Genomic DNA, 18,689 nt, shown 5'->3' with positions numbered 1-18,689 from the left:
ATGTCCGCACACCTCCCCCTCGCCGGCGTGACGGTCCTGGACCTGAGTCATCTCGCCGCCGGCCCCTGGTGCACGATGCTGCTGGCCGACCTCGGGGCCGAGGTGATCAAGATCGAGCGGCCCGGCGCCGGCGACATGGCCCGGCACGCGGGCAGTGTGTATGCCGAGGGCGAGAGCGCGGTCTTCCTCGCCCTCAACCGCAACAAGCGCAGCGTGGTGCTGGACCTGACCCGCCCTGAGGGGCAGGACGTCTTCGGCCGCCTGGTCGCCGGGGCCGACGCCGTCGTGGAGAACCTCCGGCCGGGGAAGGCAGCGGCCCTGGGCGTCGACCGGGCCTCGCTCGAGCACCTCGCCCCCGCGCTGGTCTACGTCTCGATCTCGGCCTTCGGCGCCGACGGACCCTATGCCGGTCTCGCCGGCAACGACCCCATCGTGCAGGCCCTGTCCGGCGCGATGTCCATCACCGGGGAGGAGGACGGGCCGCCGGCCCGCCAGGGGGTGAGCGTGCCCGACTTCGCGGCGGGGATGCTCGCGGCGCAAGCCGTCCTCGCGGGGTTGCTGGGCCGAGCCCGGCACGGCGGTGGTGCCCAGGTGGACCTCAACCTCCTCGATGCCGAGATCTTCGCCCTCGGCCCGCGGGCACAGGAATACCTCATCAACGGTGAGGACCAGCCGCGCCTCGGCAGCGGCCACCCGCAGTTCTGCCCCTACCAGGCGTTCCGGTGCCAGGACGGGAGGTACCTCTACCTGTCGGTCATCAACGACAAATTCTGGCGGCTGCTCTGCGCCGCCCTGGGGCGGTCCGACCTGCTCGAGGACGTCCGGTATGCCTCGAACCGGGACCGTGTGGCCCGCCGGGACGAGCTCGTGCCCACCCTCGCCGCACAGTTCGCCGAGCGCGACGCCGACGCCTGGCTCACCGTCCTGCACGAGGCCGGGGTGCCCTGCGCGCCCGTCAACACCCTCTCCTCGGCGATGACCGACCCTCAGGTCGTCCACAACGAGATCGTGGCCGAGGTCGACCACCCCACCGTCGGGCGGCTCCGCACCCTGGCCGCCCCGATGCGCTTCGACGGTGCCCGGCCTCCGGTGCACACCGCTCCCCCACGCCTGGGCGCCGACACCCGGTCGGTCCTGCAGGAGCACGGTCTGTCCGTGGATGAGGTCGACGCCTTGCTCGCCGCCGGGGTCGTCGCCGAGGACGGCGAGCGCGGATGACCACGGGTCAGCAGCTGCGCGCGTCTGCCGAGCAGGCCCTGCTGGACGTGCGCGCCGGGCTGGATCCGGTGCTGGCGCTGGTCGAGGGCGCACCCCCCGGACACGTCCCGCGCTTCAGCTACAGCACCGGCGGGTACCTACCGGTCGCCCCCTACGACCCCCACCGGTGGGCGACCTTCCAATGGGTCGGCTTCCTCACCGGCCGGTTGTGGCTGGTCTCCGAGCACCTCGGTGACGAGCGGGTCCGCGCGGCCGCCACCAGACTCGCCGACACGGTCGCGAGTGCCCTCGCGGCCGCGCCGCCGCGGTTCTCCGCCGCCGGCAGCGACCTCTTCTACGCCTCCTGCCTGGGGGCCAGGCTGACCGGTGACGAGGAGCTCGCCGGCGCGGCGCTGCGAGCCACGGCACGGTATGCCGAGAACCTCGACCCCGAGCTGCGGATCTTCTTCCAGGTCCTCGGCGTGAACCGCGCGGTGATCGACACCGGACTGAACCTGCTGCCCTTCTACTGGGCCGCGCCCCAGGCTCCCGAGCTGCGCGACGTCGCCGTGGCGCACAACGCCCAACTGCTCGACCACGGGATCATCCGCGAGGACGGCTCCGCCCACCAGGCCATCGAGTTCGACCAGCGCACCGGGGCCGTCGCACGTCGCTACTCCCTGCAGGGGTATGACGACGAGACCACCTGGGCGCGCGGTCAGGCCTGGGCGATGCACAACTACACGAACGCCTACGAGGCCACCGGGAAGGACCGCTTCCTCGACGTGGCCCGCCGCACCTGCCGGTGGTACGTCGAGCACCTCCCGGAGGACGACGTGCCCTTCTACGACTTCCAGGACCCTGCCGCTCCGGCCGTGCCTCGGGACTCCTGCAGCGCGGCCATCGCCGCCAACGCCCTGCTCCGCCTCGCCCGGCTCGACCCCGCATCCGTCGGGTGGGCCGAGGCGGCGGGGGCCCGGATCGCCGGCCGGCTGTTCACCGACCACCTCTCCCCCGGGGGCGTGCTGCTGCACAGCAGCTGGGGGCGGCTCCCGGCCGACAAGGCGGGTGCCGGCTTCTCCCGCTTCCCCCTGGAGGACGTCATGCCCTACGGCAACTACTGGGTGGTCGAGGCTGCCTACCGGCTGCTCCACCCCGGCTCGACGGCGCTGAGCCTGGCCCCGACCGTCGGCACCACCGGATCGGTCGCTCACGCGTCGCCGGCTCCCCACCGATGACCTCTCCGCTGACCGGCGTGCGCGTCCTGGACCTCGCTCACTTCGTGGCCGGGCCCTGGTGCACGCAGATGCTGGCCGACCTCGGCGCCGACGTGATCAAGGTCGAGCCACCCGGCGGCGAGATCGGCCGGTCGATGGGTGCGGTCTACCGCGAGGGCGAGTCGGCCATCTTCCTCGGGTTCAACCGGGGCAAGCAGTCCATCACGCTGGACCTGAAGCGCCCTGAGGATCAGCGCCGGGCCCAGGAACTGGCAGCCACCTGCGACGTGGTGGTCCACAACTTCCGGCCGGGCACGGCGGAGCGGCTCGGCATGGGCGCGGCCCTCCTGCGCAGCACCGATCCGACCCTCGTCCACTGCGCGGTCTCGGCCTTCGGCCCGGACGGACCGGCCGCAGGGCGGCCGGCCAACGACCCGGTCATCCAGGCGCTGAGCGGCGCCCTGGACGAGACCGGTGGAGGTGTGCCGGTGCGGATGGCGGTCAGCCTGCCCGACTTCGCTGCGGCCACGCTGGCAGCGAGCTCCATCCTCGCCGCGCTCCTGCGTCGCGCGTCCACCGGCCGTGGCTGCTCGATCGAGCTCAGCCTACTGGACGCGCAGCTCTACGCACAGAACGACCTCATGACCACGCCGTGCGACGAGTCCATCACCGGCCGGAAGCGCGCCGAGCTCGGCGCATGTTCCTGCCGGGACGGGGTGGTCTGGATCGACTCGGCCGACCACGCTGCCGTGGCCCGCGCGCTGCACGCCCCCGGGCCCGAGCACGTCGAGGCCGTGCTGGAGCACACGTCCCGCGCCGACGCGGTCCGCGAGCTCGTCGCAGCGGGCATCGCCGCCGCTCCCGTGCACGAGCTCCACGAGGTCCTGCCCGGCCCACCCGGACGCACCATGCACGTCGAGCATCCGCGCCTCGGGCGCCTCTCGCAGCTCCCCACGCCGCTCGCCGCGCAGCCACCCTGGCCCCCGGCAAACGCAGCGCCACCGCTGCTGGGTCAGCACGACCCGGGACCGCCCCACGAGGAGGAGACACCATGACCACGCCCTCAGCGCGCGCCGACCACCAGCGCCACGACCACGAGCAGTACGTCCTCACGCCCGAGCAGCGACGGCTCGTCGACCGGGTGCGGGTGCTCGCGGACGGCCCCGTCGCCGCCGGCGCCGCCGAACGCGACCGCACCGGCGACTACCCGCAGGACATGTTCGAGCTGCTGCGCGAGGAGGGCCTGCTGACGCTGCCCTTCGCGGAGGAGCACGGCGGACAGGGTGCCGGCATCCTCACCTGCGCCCTGGTGATCGAGGAGCTGACCCGGGCCTGCTACAACACCTCGTACCTGCTGATGATGACCTGGCAGCCGCTCTTCGCCATCGCGATGGCCGGGAGCGAGGAGCAGCAGGCACGCCTGCTGCCCGGGCTGGCGTCGGGTGACCTGCGGTTCTCCACCGCCAACACCGAGCCCGACGTGGGCTCGGACATGGCCAACCTGCAGACCCGGGCCGAGCGGGTGCCCGGCGGCTACCGGCTCAGCGGCACCAAGGTCTGGGCAGGCAACGCCCCCGTCTCCGACTACTTCGTCACCTTCGCCCGCACCGGCGAGCCGGGGCACAGGGGGCTGAGCAGCTTCGTCGTGCCGACCACCGCCCCGGGCGTGCGCCTCGGGGACGCGATGAACAAGATCGGTGGGCGCGCCATCCCCTCCTGCCGGGTCGACTTCGAGGACGTGATGGTGCCTGAGACCGACCGCCTGGGCGAGGAGGGACGCGGTTTCGCCACGGCGGCGAGCACCTTCACGATGCTGCGCCCGCTCGTCGGCGCCCGCGCGCTGGGTCTGGGCCGTGCGGCCCTGGACCACGCCGTGGCCTACGCCCGCGAGCGACGTGCCTTCGGTCGGGCCATCGGCGACTTCCAAGGGCTGTCCTGGATGCTGGCCGACATGAAGATCGCGCTGGAGGCCTCCCGCCACCTGGTGTACAAGTCCGCTGCCGTCCTCGACGCCGGGACACCACCACGGGAGGCTGCCCCGCTCATCGCCATGGCCAAGGCCTTCGCGACGGACTCCACCATGCGGATCACCGTCGACGCGCTCCAGGTCTTCGGGGCTAACGGCTTCAGCACGGACTACCCCCTGGAGCGCTTCATGCGGGAGGCGAAGGGCCTGCAGATCATCGAGGGCACCAACCAGATCCAGCGCAACATCATCGCCCGCGACCTGCTCGCCACCTAGGGCTCGGCGCACGACGCCGGGGCGACAAGGCTGGCCCGATCTCCGGCCCGCGCGCCGTCACAGCGTCAGCCGCGAGCGGAAGATGGTCTCCCCGTCGAGGCCGACGACGAACAGGTCGATCGTCCCGGGGACCGACGAGACGGCCACGGGCGTGTCGCGCGACTGTCCGGGAAGGCGTTGCCAGCCACTCCATCGGCTGCCGTCATGGAAGTTCATATAGAGCCAGTCGTCGTTGCCGGAGTGGAACGTCGCCAGCTGCCCCGGCCGCGGCGACACCGCACCGGGCGCTCCGCGGAATCTTGCAGCACCGCCCAGCGAGTGCCACCCGCTCCAGTCGTGTCCTTCCTGATGCCAGGCGTGGAAGAACTCGCGCCCGCCGCCGACGCCGAAGACATCGATACGCCCCTCCCCCGAGGAGGCCACTGCGGGACTGGACAGGAAGAATCCGTGGATGCTCACCCCGCCCAGCCATCGCCCGTCCAGCCACGTCCGGTACCAGTAGTCCTCCCCCGTCCACCAGACCAGCTCGAACCGCTTGCTGGCCGGGCGTGCCATGGCGGGTCGGCCCGGGGTGTAGAAGTCGGGGATGGGCGTCCACTCTCCCCAGTTGCTACCTCCGACCGGATAGCCGCGCGTGAAGAAGGTGTCACCTTGCCGGACGAGGAGTTGTTGATTGACACCCGCGCGGAGTCCGACCACGGCAGGGAACCGGGCGGGTGCGTTGGAGAGCGGGTTGGGTCGGCCCAGGTTGGCCCAGCGCAGACCGTCCCAGTGCGGCCCGCTGTCCCACCCGTCGTTGGCCCACATGACGTCCTTGCCGTGGACGTAGAACACGGAGAGGACCTCGGGCAGGGTCGCGGCGATCGCGACCGGCCAGCCATACCTCGACCTCGCCCCGACCTGCTCCCACGGTGACCAGCCCATCGGTGTCAACCTCCTCGAGTCCGCACCGGGCACCGCGTCCGCCGACCCGATCGCCCGCGGCCGTCTGCTGCCCCCGGCTGCACGACGCGACGCTAGGGACCCCAGGGGCACTTCGGAAGCCCACCGTTCCGCTCACCGGAACAGGAAAGCTCGCACGTCGTCTGCGGCCGCAGCCGATATGGTCTGAGGTGGAGCCGGTCGGCGGTCGAGGGATCGTGACGACCTGGCTGCCCTGAGACCCCGAGGGGACAGGCATGGCTCATCTCACGGTGGGTGCCGATGACCGGTCGACGCTCGGTCGCCTGCTGGCTGTGATCGACCTGTGCCTGGCCGCGCAGACCCCGGTGACGCTGACACATGTCGTCGCGGAGACGGGTCTCCCCAAGACCACGGCCTGGCGGATCATGCGCGAGCTGACACGCCGGGGCCTCCTCGACCGGACGCCTGAGGGCCGCTACACGCCAGGGCTCCGCCTCGTCGAGATCGGCAACCAGGCGGCCACCCGTCTGTCACTCCAGACCGTGGTCACCCCGGAGCTGACCGACCTGCATCTGCGGACAGGTGGCGCTGCGGTCTGGGTCGCCGACGTGCGCAACGACGACGAATGGGTCATCGTCAACTCGATCTACAACCGTCGCGCCGCCGAGACGCGTTACGTCGGGACCTGGCAGCACAGCCCGCGCGATCCAGCGGTCCTGGCGTCGTCACTCGGCATCCTGGGCATGGCCGACAGGCCTGGTCGCGCCCAGACCCTCATCCATCGTGTCCCCCGCCTGACCCCCTACACCGAGACCAACCCGGGACGGGTCCAGAAGGCCCTGGTGCGCGCGCACGAGGAGCACCAGGTCGTGGAGCACGAAGCCTTCCGGCTCGGCTGGTCCTGCCTCGCCGTCCCCGTCGTCGACCGCAGGTCCGCGCGCACGGTGGCGGTCGTCGGTGTCGTGGAGCGCTCGCCGAGCTTCGTGCCGAGCAAGTTCCTCCGCCTCGCACACGCCGCCGCCGACTCGATCGGGCTCCAGCTGGCGCAGACCGGCGAGCGCTGAGGCCCGACGGCGGCTGACCTCACGACCTCAGGTGATCGCCTTCTCCCACGCGCCACGCCTCGTGCAGGTAGGACCGGAACGTGCCGTCGATGTCCGCCTCGGAGGTGACGAGGTACTGGTGCACGTAGAGGCGCTGGGTATACGGGGCCACCCTGCGGATGCGCGGATCGTCGTGCAGCGCGCGGGTGAGATCGCGGTAGCCCTGGAACCCGCGACGGGTCGGTCGCGCACCCGCGAAGCCCCGCCGGCGTCCCTTGAAGGTGATGGTCGTCTTCGACACCGAGACGGTGACGCCGTCCAGGCTCAGCAGATGCTTCTCGATCATCCGGTACAGCGCGACGTGCTCGGGCGGTGCGTCACGCAGGTGGTCCTCGACGCTCCACTGCTGATCGGCCTGCCCCATGCCCGCACGATAGCGGGAGGAGGGAGAGCATGCGGCCCTACCAGGGGCTGGGTCGCTGCTGCTCGTCGATGAGGTGGTGGATGGCGCGGGTGATGGAGGGGTTGGTGGTGTGGTGGGTCGTGAGCCAGTCCAGGACGGCCCCTGCGGCAGCCACGTTGTGGGCGTAGCCCGGGGCCATGCGGTGCAGGGGTAGGTCGGTGGGCAGGCGGGCGTGCTCGATGCGGCGGGTGGCCTCGAAACGGTCAGGGTGGTCCAGGTGCGAAGCAGGGTCGAGCCGCACCAGCGCCAGCACCCGGTCCACGGCATACACCTGGATGAAGCGCATCGCCGTCAGCCGCTCCCCCCTGCTCTCGCGGTGAAGTCCGACGAAGAGGTTGGTGAGGGCCTCGTTGAGATGGAAGTCGACGGTGTCGATCGCGGTGGCGGACGGGACGGCCGGGCTGCCCGGCGCGAGCTCGCTCTCGGTGCGTGACCAGACGACGCGCGCGCCGGCGATGGGCACGGCCGCAAGCTGGTCCGGGGTGAAGATCGCGTACTCCACGAACAGCCCGTCGGCGAACAGCGCCTTCCTGCCGTTCGGGTCGTTGACGAAGCTGTGGGCGACCTCGCCACCGAAGCCGACCAGCCAGCTGACGTCCCGGAGGTACTGCTCCTTCGTGGCGGTGTTGTCGACGACGACGAAGAAGTCGATGTCAGAGTGCTCGTCGAAGCGGTGGGTCTCGATCCCCGCCGAACCCAGACCCAGGACTGCCTGGACGTGCTCGTCTGCGGTTAGGTGGGCGGCCAGAGCGTCCAGCCGCAGCAGGGTGGGGTGCAGGCCGCTCACGCCCCGTGCTGGCGACCCGTCATGATGAGCACCCTCGAAGGGTCCAACGGGTCCAGAAGAAGAGAATTGTCGCGACATGACGTCGTCCTTTCGATGAAGGTCGACGTTTCAGCCCGCATGGGTCCGGCCCCACCGAGGTCGCGACACCGCCATGCTAGACCGCTCGTGCGCCGGTCGGCCAGCATCGCCGACCGCGACGCAAGAGTCCACACACAGGAGCTGCACCTTGACCGCGAAGGAAACGACCGATCAACCCTCTCACCCTTCTCTCCTGACCGGGCTGAGCGCCTTCCCACTCACCCCCATCACTGATGAGCGTGAGGACGGTGGCGCCACGGGGGCTCGCGCATCGGGCATCGACGACGACGCCTTCACCGGGCTCATCCAGCGCCTGGCTGCGGCGAACGTGGACTCCATCACCGTCCTGGGGTCCACCGGCAGCTACGCCTACCTCACACGGGCCGAGCGGCGACACGTCGTCGAGCTGGCCGTCGCCGCGGCAGGTGCTGTGCCAGTGCTCGCCGGTATCGGCGCCCCACGAACCCGCGACGTCCTCTACCACGCCCAGGACGCCCAGGCAGCCGGCGCGGCGGGACTGCTGCTGGCGCCGGTGACATACCAGCCGCTGTCGGCCGAGGAGGTCTACCAACTCTTCCACGACGCCGCCGCGGAGGCAGCAGTCCCGTTGGTGGTCTACGACAACCCTGGTACGACACACTTCACCTTCACCGACGACCTCTACGCGAGAGTCGCCCAGTTGGCTCGCGTGTCCTCCATCAAGATCCCACCCATCGTGGGCGGGCCTGACTCGATCCGGACGCGGGTGGCCGCACTCCGCGCCTGCCTGCCGTCCGACGTGACCATCGGCATCAGCGGCGACGGCGTCGCTGCGGATGCCCTGCGTGCCGGCTGCGACACCTGGTACAGCGTCCTGGCCGGCACCCTGCCCCAGGCCTGTCAGACCATCGTCACCGCCGCAGCCGCAGGCGACCACCAACACGCCCAGGAGCTGTCCAACCGCCTCATGCCGCTGTGGGACCTCTTCTCCCGATACGGCAGCTACCGCGTCGTCTCCGCTCTCGCTGAGAACCTTGGTCTGGTGAAGCACCCCAACCTGCCCCGCCCCGTGCTCGCCCTGGACACCGACGCCCGACAACAGCTCGCGGCGGCGATGATCTTGATGCGAGAGAACGGCGTCCCCGGCCTCGACCGACCCGTGTGACCACCGGGACCCACGGCGCACCTCGCCATGATCCTCAGGCCGTAGGACGGAAGGGTCCCTCAACCGGGTCAGCCCATCCGGCACATCGTTGAGCGCCGACTCGAGGCCTCGCGCATGAGTGAAGGCTGAGGCGTGGATCGCCTGCGCAGAGGGGCCAGACCCCTGAGCCCCAGGGGCAGTCTGCGCTTCACCTGGCAACACGGGGTTCGGTGAAGGGCGGTTCTCAGTGCACGTGAGCACTCGTCGCAACCTCGCGGCAGCGATTGATGTGCTCCTGATGCTGGCTCCCTTCACCATGCTCACCAACCCAGCACGGACGTGGCCACCAGGCCTTGCTCGCAAGTCTTGGCCTTGCCGTCGCCGGTCTCTGGCGCGCAATCATCGCCCTGTGGGGGCCGATCATCGCTCTGTTGGCGTCAAGGCCCAGAAGTGTGGTCTTTGCCCTCGGTGTACGAAGTGCGACGGCGGGGTGAGGAGAAGCGCATCGCGGGCGTGGTCAACCGCTCGGCTGGTCCGATCCACGAGTACGCCAGCAGGCACGGAGACTGACGCCCGGTCGTGATCCGATGCTCGTGCCCTGCCTCGTTGAGGATCAGCGAACCCGGGGCGTGCACGGCGACGTCGTTCTCCGACCACTCTCCGGCGATCGCTACGTAGGACTCCTGAATACCCTCATGGTGATGCTGGGGATAGACGGTCTCGGGGGCGAAGAGCACCAGTCCCAGCACGATGCGATCGGTCACCACCGGCCCTCGGGGACCGACCACCTCGCAGTAGCCGTACTTGCGCGACAGGCCCCGCGGGACCTTCTCGTACCCGTGCTCCCACGTCAGCCGGTCCGAGATCCGGCGCAGCGAGTCGCTCAGCGTGCTCAGGTCGCCACGTGACCCCAGGTCCAGCGCTCGACCGAGGTGCTTCACCACCGGCAGGTGAGCAGGCTCGCGGTCGACCACCTCCGGGTCGTCCTCGAGAACATCGGCGATCGTCTCGCGCACCCGGCGCATGTGCGTGCGTATCGGGCGGCTCCCACCGGCCGAGCCGTACCGGTAGAGGGCATCGAAGTCACTGATCGTGTACGTCAGATCGGGATACTCGTTCAGCCGTGACATACCCATCCCCTGAAAGTCCTCACTCCTGAAGATTGACACCGTGCGCCCGCGCACCACCGGCGACTGCCTCGGCGAAGGACCGGATTGCCAGCGTCCGCATCGGTCCGTCTCCTTCCGTCGGGTGCCGCATTCCCCTGCTTGCCAGGGCCTCAGCCGCGTACGTCGCCGACGACGGAGACCAAGAGTGCGTGCAGCGCCTCCGGGCGGGTGAGCATGGGCCAGTGACCGCCACCGAGCACCTGATGGCGCCACCGCTCAGGCCGGTCGTCCAGCTCCGGGGGCAGGTCCGCGTCGGTGTCGGACAGGAACACGACGCGCTGCTGGGTGACCGGTCGCTCCAAGACGACCGTGTCCGGCACGGTCCGGCCGGGATGGGCGACGAACCGCTCGGCGAGCCAGGAGCGCTGGTCGGCGGAGAGGTCGACCTCCCCTTCGAGCAGTTCCGCGGCGGTGCCGCCCAGATCATTCCGTCGTCGAGCACCTGCTGCTTCTCCGCGGCTCGCCCCTCGGCGTCGTCCCCCCAGTCGTCGAGGAGCGAGCGCCCGTCACGTGGCAGGAAGGACCCGACGTGCACCGAGGCCACGACCGTGTCTGGTCGCCGGTCTGCGACCTGGCCCACGACCGTGCCGGAGTAGGAGTGACCCACGAGCACGACCGGTGAGGGTCCCAGCCCATCGAGCAGGGCGAGCACGTCGTCGACGTGGTCGGCCAGGGTGACGGCCGACACCCCCTCGCCGGCTTCCTGCTCGAGCCCGCGCAGCGGCAGGGTCTCGGCCCGGTGCCCCTCGCTGCGCAGCCGCGCGACGGTGTCCTCCCAGATCCATCCGCCCATCCACGCTCCCGGCACCAGGACGAACGTGGGGGGTCGGTCGGTGTGGTCGTCCTTCGGCATGACTGCTCCTTCGCTCCTCATCCGGTATACCGTCCAGCTGATACAGGATCAACAAAGCACCCGGACGTGACAGTTCAATGATCCCCCGACTCGGGGAGCCGACCGACGTCACCCAGTTGCTGCTGTTCCTCACCTCCTCCGACGCATCCTTCATCACCGCGTCGGAGTACGTCATCGACGGCGGACTGCTGCTCGGCCCCGCGCTCCAGACCGAGACCACATGAACCTGGACACGACCGCGCACATCTCAACCAGCTTGGGTTCGACAAGCGTTGGTCCCTGTCGAGCGCAGCAGGTTAGCGTGGGCGAGGGTTCGCCGACCCCCAGATCGAGCGTTTCCGCATCCGGTCCTCAGGAGGACTCAAGACATGGAGTCGATCACGACGGAAGACTGGCACACCGCTGGAGAGCCGTTCCGCATCGCCACGACGGTGACGACGCAAGGATCTACCGTCGCTGAGCGCCGCATCAAGGCGATGTCGGGCGAGCCGGACACCGTGCGCCGGTTCCTGTGCCTCGAACCTCGGGGGCACGACGACATGTACGGCGGATTCATCACCCCGCCGGACGATGAGGGAGCGGACTTCGGCGTCTTGTTCTGGCACAAGGACGGCTTCTCCACCGCGTGTGGTCACGGCACGATGGCCCTCGGGGCTTGGGCCGTCGCCACCGGCCGCGTCCCGGCTCCTGACCACGGAGAAGCGGTCGTGACCATCGACGTCCCGAGCGGCCGTGTGCAGGCGCGCGTGCAGCGCGAGAACGGTCGAACCGTGGGTGTCATCTTCGGGAGCGTGGCATCGCGCGTGCTGGAAACAGGCATCCCCGTGGAAGCCACTCGCGGGCACGTCACGGTCGACCTCATCTACGGCGGCGCCGTCTACGCCACGCTCCGGGCGAATGACGTCGGCCTCACGGTACAACCGGAGAACACGACAGAACTGATCCGCCTCGGGCGCGAGGTCAAGTGGGCGCTGAACGATCATCCCGCCGCGAGACTGAACGACCATCGACTCTCCGGGGTATACGGCACCATCCTGGTCGACGATCTCGGTCGCACGGACACCGGTCCGTGGCAGAGGAACGTCACCATCTTCGCCGACGGCCAGGTCGACCGCTCCCCCTGCGGATCGGGAACGGCCGCGCGGACGGCCCTGTTGGCCGAGACGGGACAGCTGGGCCAAGGCGACTGGCTCACCCACGACTCGATCATCGGCACCAAATTTCTCTCACGCGTCGTCGATCACTCTGCCGATGGAGTAGTCCCGGAGGTCACCGGAACGGCATTCGCTGTCGGTACCACCACCTTCACCGCCACTGAGGGAGATCCCCTCCCACTCGGGTTCAGCCTGCGCTGACAGACCCCGAGCACACCTCGGTAACATTCACCGAGCAGGCCCGACGTCGACAAGGACGGCTTGTGAGCCAGCATGAGGACTGACATCGGACTCCCCCAGCGAAGTGCTTGGCGTGAAGCGCGACAGCCGCACAGCGTGAGACACGTGCGCGGAGGTGGCGGGAACCTCACCACCAGCCCTCTGAACTGCGCCGACACCTCAGGCACCGCGCCTGTGACAGGCCTGTGACCCAGCCCCCCGGGGTGCTCGAGGCACTGGGGAGTGGCCGGTGGCAGTGGTCTCTGGGTACGAGCACCTCCCCTATGGTGCCCGTTCCTAGGCATGCGGCCAGCGGTCCCAGCGCACGGGTGAGCCTGACTCGTGCTGAACGCTGTCCCGGCCGGCATCGCACCGAACGGATGGCGGACCTGACTTCCCCAGCACCCTGCAACGGTTCCTCTACGGCATGCTCAGCGCTGGCAGGTCACGTTGATCGGGGGTGGCGACGGCTCGACCGCGGTAGATCTCGGGCAGAGCCAACGAAAAGCTGACAGGTTCCTGGGCGAGGCTGCCGTAGAAGATCGTCGGCACCGGCCCACCCAACTCCCACAACTGCGCCTCGAGCTGTCGCGCCCGTTGCGGATCTGTCGACCTGAGTCGGTCGAGCCGCGTCTGCGTGGCAGGTGAGGGACCGATGCCGAGGAAGACCACCGGGGGGCCACCATCAGTGCGCGTGTCCAGGACCGGCATCTTGACGCCCGGCGCGACGATGGTGCTGCGATAGGACGTATCCAGCCCCACCTGCACGACCGGAGAGCGACGGTTCACCCCCGTGCTGGCCGGCCCGGCGAGGGTCTGAAAGCCCTCGTCGCGGATGCCCGCACCATTGAGGGGATTGACGCCGAAGAACTGCACCAGCTCGGTGCGGTCGGTCGTGTGGATCCGCGCCCCGTTGGCGGAGGTGCCCGTGACCGTACAGCTGACCTGTAACCCCGCGGCCGGTCGTTGCGCCGCCGCAGCAGGCAACGTCGTCGCGACAAGGGCAGCTACGGCGGCGACGACCGTCACCGATCGCAGCCCAAGGGCTGAGGATGTCTTCATGGCGGGCTCCCGAGGTCGACACGATGCGGATGCTCTGAGGCTAGAACTCACGTGATACCGCAATCATTACGGCTTCGTGAACAGCGCCGGACAGGTCGTCTCAGGCGGTGTGACGAGATCGAGGGTGTGCCCGATGGTGGCTCGACAGAGCGCCGGACCACGCACACGTCGATCAGGCCCCCGGGCGACCGGTGACATATGACCCCGAACCATCGGCTGGTGCCTGCACGGCCAGTTGCCCGGTGAACCGGGGCCGGTCGGCGAACTGTGGTGATCCGACAGAGCAGCAAATCCTGTGCGGAAGCGGAAGAGGGCTTGCCGGCCGGTCGGCCGGGGGGTGCATGGGCTACTGAGTGGTGACCCAGTCGCCGATGTCTCCCCACAGCGCGCAGGCCAGACGGCACGCCTGCAGGCGCACCGTGCACCGCTTCCTGGTCTCTTCGGAGGGGAACAGTCCCAGACAGGCCCGGTATTTGCTGTTGCAACTCACGTAGCAATTCAGACTGCTTCCTCCGCCCGTGCCCGGGTCCTTCGGGGCCAGTTCAGCCTGTTCGCATCCACACCCTCCCGTTGCACCCGGCGCCTGCGGGAGCGTCACGGGCAATTCGAGCTCGGCAGCACGCAGACGGCGAGAGACGCGGGTGGTCAGGACGGCGTCAGGGTCGACATAGAACGAGGACGGCGATTCGTCATCCGGGGGATCGACGAAGTCCAGCACATCCTCCGTCCTGATCTCCAGTCCCAGTCGGCCGTCGGCGTCCAGATACAGGAGGACAGACGTGTCATCAGCGGATGCAACGAAACCTAAGACCTCGGTGCGGTCAGGGTTCGGGTTGTTGGCAATCGTCTCTGCCACCTGATTGATGCGCGGTCTCTCCATTGAGACCACCTCCCTAGGCGGCGAAATTGTACTCCTCTTCGGAGAACCGCACAAGAGGCGGAGGGGTCACCGGCACACCGGACAACGACGTTCCCGTGGCTATGGCCCGCGATGGACCAGCACGCATTGGAGCAGCAGTGGCGCCCGTGGCGCCGAGCCGTCTTGGGCTGCCCGCACGGGTTCAATCCTCACGACCGGGTTCCGCGGCGAGGCATGACGATGACCGCGCTCGAAGCAACCGCGGATGCGGCACGACGCCGGCCTGCTCAGGAGTCGAGCACGACTCCGGCCGCCTCTGCATTGGCGAAGCCCGCGTCCACGTGGACCGGGGAGCCACCGGCACGCTGGATGAGGCTGGCGGCCACGCCGGCGCGGTAGCCCGAGCCGCAGTGCACCCAGACGGTGCCGGTCGGCACCTCGTCCATGCGGGTCAGCAGCTCGTGCAGCGGCACGTTGACCGCGCCCTCGACGTGCGAGGCGGCGAACTCGTCGGTCCGGCGCACGTCGAGCACGGCCTCGTCCGCGCCGCGCTCCTGGAGCATCTGCTCCCAGCCCACGCGGGGGTAGGACGCGGTGGCGGCGTCCGGGGCGAGCTGCGCGGGGTCGGTGCCGAGCGCGGCGTCCGGGGAATCGATGCCGATGCGGGACAGGTCGCGGATGGCGGCCTCGACCTGCTCCCGGCTGCCGGCCAGCGTGATGCGGTCGTTCCACGGCAGCACCCAGCCCAGGAAGGTGGTGAAGCTGGCCCCGTTGCCGTACTCGAAGCTCACCGCGCCCGAGAGGTGGCCATCGGCGAAGGCCACGCGCTCGCGCAGGTCGACGACCCACTCCCCCTGCTCCAGGCGCCGGGTCAGCTCCTCGGCGTCCAGCGGCTCGGGGACGGCCAGGTCGACCGGCTGCGGGCCCTTGAGGTTGGCCGGACCCATGTGGGCGTAGTAGGTCGGGTAGGCGGTGAGGTTGGCGATGAGCTGCTCGACGAAGTGGGCCTCGTCCTGGTCGGTCAGGGCGTGGTTGTGCTCCCGCTGCTCGGCGATCGTCGAGCTCTCGGCGCCCGTCGCCGGCCCGCTGGAGCAGAACGACCCGAAGCCATGGGTGGGGTAGAGCGCGGCGTCGTCCTGGGACTCCCCCACGAGCCGCCGCACGGAGGCATACTGCGCGTGCGTGAGCTCGGTCGTCTTGGCCGCCGCGACGAGGTCGGTGCGCCCGACCGAGCCGAAGAGCAGGCTGCCGCCGGAGAAGACGGCCTGCTCGCCCTCGTGCGTGACGACGTAGGACAGGTGGGTCTCGGTGTGACCCGGCGTGGCGACCGCCTGCACCTGCAGACCGCCGACGGCCACGCTCTCGCCGTCGCTGATCGGGGTGCGGTCGAACTGCACCGGGTCGGCGGCGTTGACGAGGTATGCCGCTCCCGTCGCCCGGGCGAGCTCGAGCCCACCGGTGACGTAGTCGTTGTGGATGTGCGTCTCCGCGACGTGGGTGATCCGCACCCCCGCCTCGTCGGCGGCGGCGGTGACGCGGTCGATGTCGCGCTGCGGGTCCACGACCAGGGCCACCTCGCCGTCGTGCACAAGGTAGGACCGGTCGCCCAGGGCGGAGGTGTCGATGACGGTGACGTCCATGAGGGGTGCTCTCTCTCCTTCGGTTTGGCGGCGTACCTAAATGTACGTACTATTGCTGCCCGGTGCAACAGCGCCACCCCTGCACATCTTCCCCACCACTCGAGGAGCGAACGTGAGCAACACCCCCGCCAGCACGAGCACGACCGTCGACGCCCAGTGGCTCGCCGAGCGCCGCGCCGCCGGAGCCGACCTGCTCGTCCTGGACGTCCGCACCCCCGCCGAGTTCGAGTCGGCCCACATCGAGGGCTCCTACAACGTGCCGCTGGACACGCTCAAGGAGCACCGCGCCGACATCGCCCGGCACCTGGACACCGACGTCGTGCTCGTCTGCCGGTCCGGCGCGCGGGCCGAGCAGGCCGACATCACCCTCAGCGCCGCCGGCAGCGACAACCTCCACGTCCTGCGTGGCGGGATGGGCGCCTGGCAGAGCTCGGGCCAGCGGGTCGTCCGCGGCGCCCAGCGCTGGGAGCTGGAGCGCCAGGTCCGGCTCGTCGCCGGCAGCATCGTCCTCACCAGCATCCTCACCAGCACCGTCGTGCCAGGCGCCAAGTGGGTCGCCGGCGGCATCGGCGCCGGCCTCACCTTCGCCGCGCTGAGCAACACCTGCGCGATGGGGATGCTGCTCTCCAGGCTGCCCTACAACCAGGTCAAGGGGACCGACCCGGCCCAGCTCGTCGCCCAGCTGACGGGTCGCTGACCGTGCTCGTCCTCGTCCTCCTCGCCGCGCTGGTCGGGGTCACCCTCGGCCTGCTCGGCGGCGGCGGCTCGATCCTCATGGTGCCACTGCTCGTCTACGTCGCCGGGATGGAGACGAAGGAGGCGATCGCCACCTCGCTGCTCGTCGTCGGCGTGACCAGCGCCGTGGGTGCGGTCTCGCACGCCAGGGCCGGGCGGGTCCAGTGGCGGACCGGGCTCGTCTTCGGCGTGGCGGGGATGGCGGGGGCGTATGCCGGTGGCCGGCTCGCCGCCTACGTGCCGGGCCACTGGCTGCTCGTCGGCTTCGCGGCCATGATGCTCGCCACGGCCTTCGCCATGCTGCGCGGACGCCGCGACCTTGACCCGCGCAAGGTGCACGACCGCCTCCCTGTGCCCCAGGTCGTCCTGGAAGGTCTGGTCGTCGGTCTGGTCACCGGCCTGGTCGGCGCGGGCGGCGGCTTCCTCGTCGTGCCGGCGCTGGCCCTCCTGGGCGGCCTGCCGATGCCGGTGGCCGTGGGGACCTCGCTCGTCGTCATCGCCCTGAAGTCCGCGGCCGGCCTGGGCGGGTACCTCGCCTCGGTGCACATCGACTGGACCACGGCCGGGGCGGTCACCGCCGCGGCCGTGGTGGGCGCCCTGCTCGGCGGGCCGCTCGCCGACCGCATCAGACCCGATCTGCTGCGCACCATGTTCGGGTGGTTCGTCCTGGTCATGGCGGCGTTCATCATCGTCCAAGAGGTCGTCGTCCCAGCCCTGGCACGGTGACCTCTCCTCGCTAACCTCCCGTGGCTACCCTGGATGAGGTGAGACTCGACCGGACCAGCGCACAGCCGCTCTGGGCACAGCTGCACGCGGATCTGCTGCGGCGCCTCGAGGCGGGCGAGTTCACCCGGGGTTTCCCGGCCGAGGGAGAGCTGCGGGAGGAGTATGCCGTCTCCCGGCATACCGTCCGCGAGGCGCTGCGCCGGATCCGCGCCGCCGGCCTGGTGCGCTCCGGCCGGGGCCGCCGCAGCGAGGTGCTGGCGACCACCATCGAGCAACCGCTGGGGACCCTCTACTCGATGTTCGCCGAGGTCGAGTCCCAAGGACTGGCCCAGACCAGCACCGTGCTGCGCTGCGGCATCACCAAGAACGAACAAGCCGCCACCGCCCTGGGCCTGGCCACCGACACCGACCTCTTCGGCCTGGAACGCGTCCGCCTCGCCGACGGTATGCCCCTGGCACACGACGACGTCTGGATGCCGGCAAGCGTGGCCGCGCCGCTGGTCAGCAGCGACTTCACCCGCACCGCCCTCTACACCGAGCTCGAGAGGCACGGAATGTCCCGACCCGACGGTGGCCGAGAACGCATCACCGCGACTCTCCTCGGCCCCGAACAAGCGCAGCAACTCGGCGTGCGATCCCCCACCGCAGCACTACTCATCGAACGCACCGGCACCCTCGAAGGCCAGCCGGTCGAATGCCGCCGCACCACAGTGCGCGCCGACCGCTACGCGCTCACCATGTCCTTCGGACCCAACGGATACCACGTCGGACGATAAACACCTGGAGCGTTTGCGAACGCTCCTCGCGCTCCTACGACGCCAGCCGGACGCGCAACGGGCCGAAAGAGGCTCTCTCAGCCGGTCCACCAACACAAGACCCCAGATCCGCGTCGTTCTGCGGAAACTAGGGCCGAGCGGCGACGAGCCGCACAGCGTGGGACACAGAGAGGAGGCGCCGGGAACCTCACCATCGGCCTCTTGACCTGCGACGACGCTGCGCATGGCGCGTATGTGACAACGCTGTGGCCACGGCCATGCCAGCAGTCAGACTCCTGCCGGCCCTGGCCCAAGCGGCGACACCTGCTGAGTAGCAATCCGGTCCCTTCGAGTCGACTCAAGAGTCTCCGAGGCTGGGGCCAGAGCTGTCAACGGCAGGCCAAATCTGACCCCCTGACGGCAGGTGAAAGCTGACCCCCTGCATGTCAGTTCTCTTCCTGGTT

19 protein-coding genes and 1 pseudogene are annotated in these 18,689 nt (G+C 69.9%); 11 read left to right on the top strand and 9 right to left on the bottom strand.

What is annotated here, in order from left to right; all coding sequences use genetic code 11:
• Genes FXF60_RS07370 through FXF60_RS07355 form a run of 4 tightly spaced genes read left to right on the top strand, consistent with a single transcriptional unit; the run spans position 1 to position 4,656 of the window.
• Positions 1-1,218 carry a CaiB/BaiF CoA transferase family protein gene (locus FXF60_RS07370; protein ID WP_151525064.1) on the top strand — a complete coding sequence of 406 codons (1,218 nt, stop codon included), beginning with the start codon at positions 1-3 and terminating at the stop codon, positions 1,216-1,218.
• Entirely contained in the window at positions 1,215-2,435 is a 1,221-nt protein-coding gene (locus FXF60_RS07365) for a hypothetical protein (RefSeq protein WP_151525052.1), read from the top strand. The genes FXF60_RS07370 and FXF60_RS07365 overlap by 4 nt, the downstream gene beginning before the upstream one ends.
• On the top strand, positions 2,432-3,469 hold the full coding sequence (locus tag FXF60_RS07360) for a CaiB/BaiF CoA transferase family protein (RefSeq protein WP_151525050.1): 1,038 nt from the start codon (positions 2,432-2,434) through the stop codon (positions 3,467-3,469). Before FXF60_RS07365 ends, FXF60_RS07360 begins: the two co-directional genes overlap by 4 nt.
• Positions 3,466-4,656 (top strand): acyl-CoA dehydrogenase family protein, encoded by a 1,191-nt coding sequence (locus FXF60_RS07355; RefSeq protein WP_151525048.1) that lies wholly within the window; start codon positions 3,466-3,468, stop codon positions 4,654-4,656. The genes FXF60_RS07360 and FXF60_RS07355 overlap by 4 nt, the downstream gene beginning before the upstream one ends.
• Before the next feature lie 57 nt (positions 4,657-4,713).
• Here the strand turns inward: FXF60_RS07355 and FXF60_RS07350 are convergent, their stop codons facing one another.
• Positions 4,714-5,580: a DUF8189 domain-containing protein gene (locus tag FXF60_RS07350; protein ID WP_151525046.1), complete on the bottom strand. Its 867-nt coding sequence runs from the start codon at positions 5,578-5,580 to the stop codon at positions 4,714-4,716.
• Positions 5,581-5,834: 254 nt separating this feature from the next.
• Between FXF60_RS07350 and FXF60_RS07345 the strand changes: the two genes are divergently transcribed.
• Positions 5,835-6,623, top strand: a complete 789-nt coding sequence (locus tag FXF60_RS07345) for an IclR family transcriptional regulator (RefSeq protein WP_151525044.1) — start codon at positions 5,835-5,837, stop codon at positions 6,621-6,623.
• A gap of 19 nt (positions 6,624-6,642) precedes the next feature.
• On the opposite strand, the gene FXF60_RS07340 is transcribed toward FXF60_RS07345, so the two are convergent.
• The gene (locus tag FXF60_RS07340; protein ID WP_151525042.1) at positions 6,643-7,026 is read right to left on the bottom strand and encodes a DUF5655 domain-containing protein; all 384 of its coding nucleotides are present in this window, start codon (positions 7,024-7,026) and stop codon (positions 6,643-6,645) included.
• Positions 7,027-7,063: 37 nt separating this feature from the next.
• Complete coding sequence (locus tag FXF60_RS07335) at positions 7,064-7,852, bottom strand: nucleotidyltransferase domain-containing protein (protein ID WP_151525040.1); 789 nt, start codon at positions 7,850-7,852, stop codon at positions 7,064-7,066.
• 226 nt (positions 7,853-8,078) lie between these two features.
• Between FXF60_RS07335 and FXF60_RS07330 the strand changes: the two genes are divergently transcribed.
• On the top strand, positions 8,079-9,074 hold the full coding sequence (locus tag FXF60_RS07330) for a dihydrodipicolinate synthase family protein (protein ID WP_238335758.1): 996 nt from the start codon (positions 8,079-8,081) through the stop codon (positions 9,072-9,074).
• A 416-nt stretch (positions 9,075-9,490) separates the two neighbouring features.
• Here FXF60_RS07330 and FXF60_RS07325 read toward each other — a convergent pair whose 3' ends face one another.
• From FXF60_RS07325 to FXF60_RS16970, 3 genes and pseudogenes are all read right to left on the bottom strand, one after another.
• The gene (locus FXF60_RS07325; RefSeq protein ID WP_202879584.1) at positions 9,491-10,240 is read right to left on the bottom strand and encodes a dimethylsulfonioproprionate lyase family protein; all 750 of its coding nucleotides are present in this window, start codon (positions 10,238-10,240) and stop codon (positions 9,491-9,493) included.
• A gap of 92 nt (positions 10,241-10,332) precedes the next feature.
• On the bottom strand, positions 10,333-10,494 hold the full coding sequence (locus FXF60_RS16780) for a hypothetical protein (RefSeq protein WP_238335757.1): 162 nt from the start codon (positions 10,492-10,494) through the stop codon (positions 10,333-10,335).
• A 140-nt stretch (positions 10,495-10,634) separates the two neighbouring features.
• Positions 10,635-11,075, bottom strand: a pseudogene (locus FXF60_RS16970) (alpha/beta fold hydrolase); the annotation flags it as partial.
• A 77-nt stretch (positions 11,076-11,152) separates the two neighbouring features.
• On the opposite strand from FXF60_RS16970, the gene FXF60_RS07315 reads away from it, so the two are divergent.
• Together FXF60_RS07315 and FXF60_RS07310 are read left to right on the top strand one after the other, a co-directional pair.
• Positions 11,153-11,299 (top strand): SDR family oxidoreductase, encoded by a 147-nt coding sequence (locus FXF60_RS07315; protein WP_151525034.1) that lies wholly within the window; start codon positions 11,153-11,155, stop codon positions 11,297-11,299.
• A 144-nt stretch (positions 11,300-11,443) separates the two neighbouring features.
• Positions 11,444-12,430, top strand: coding sequence for a proline racemase family protein (locus FXF60_RS07310; RefSeq protein WP_151525032.1), 987 nt, complete (start codon positions 11,444-11,446; stop codon positions 12,428-12,430).
• A gap of 438 nt (positions 12,431-12,868) precedes the next feature.
• Here the strand turns inward: FXF60_RS07310 and FXF60_RS07305 are convergent, their stop codons facing one another.
• From FXF60_RS07305 to FXF60_RS07295, 3 genes are all read right to left on the bottom strand, one after another.
• On the bottom strand, positions 12,869-13,477 hold the full coding sequence (locus FXF60_RS07305; RefSeq protein WP_151525030.1) for a hypothetical protein: 609 nt from the start codon (positions 13,475-13,477) through the stop codon (positions 12,869-12,871).
• Positions 13,478-13,856: 379 nt separating this feature from the next.
• Positions 13,857-14,390, bottom strand: a complete 534-nt coding sequence (locus tag FXF60_RS07300; protein WP_151525028.1) for a hypothetical protein — start codon at positions 14,388-14,390, stop codon at positions 13,857-13,859.
• Between the two features lie 266 nt (positions 14,391-14,656).
• Positions 14,657-16,009, bottom strand: coding sequence for an MBL fold metallo-hydrolase (locus tag FXF60_RS07295; RefSeq protein ID WP_151525026.1), 1,353 nt, complete (start codon positions 16,007-16,009; stop codon positions 14,657-14,659).
• 112 nt (positions 16,010-16,121) lie between these two features.
• Between FXF60_RS07295 and FXF60_RS07290 the strand changes: the two genes are divergently transcribed.
• From FXF60_RS07290 to FXF60_RS07280, 3 genes are read left to right on the top strand one after another with little or no spacing between them, the layout of a single operon-like run.
• Positions 16,122-16,706: a rhodanese-like domain-containing protein gene (locus tag FXF60_RS07290; RefSeq protein ID WP_238335756.1), complete on the top strand. Its 585-nt coding sequence runs from the start codon at positions 16,122-16,124 to the stop codon at positions 16,704-16,706.
• A 2-nt stretch (positions 16,707-16,708) separates the two neighbouring features.
• A complete protein-coding gene (locus FXF60_RS07285) occupies positions 16,709-17,470 on the top strand; it encodes a sulfite exporter TauE/SafE family protein (RefSeq protein ID WP_151525022.1) in 762 nt (253 codons plus the stop codon).
• Positions 17,471-17,508: 38 nt separating this feature from the next.
• Positions 17,509-18,246: a GntR family transcriptional regulator gene (locus tag FXF60_RS07280; protein ID WP_192796652.1), complete on the top strand. Its 738-nt coding sequence runs from the start codon at positions 17,509-17,511 to the stop codon at positions 18,244-18,246.
• Positions 18,247-18,689: the final 443 nt, after the last annotated feature.

The organism is Serinicoccus kebangsaanensis (assembly GCF_008919445.1).
Taxonomy (GTDB): domain Bacteria; phylum Actinomycetota; class Actinomycetes; order Actinomycetales; family Dermatophilaceae; genus Ornithinicoccus; species Ornithinicoccus kebangsaanensis.
The sequence above is the reverse complement of the archived record's forward strand: the minus strand, read 5'-3'. Positions and strand labels throughout refer to the sequence as shown.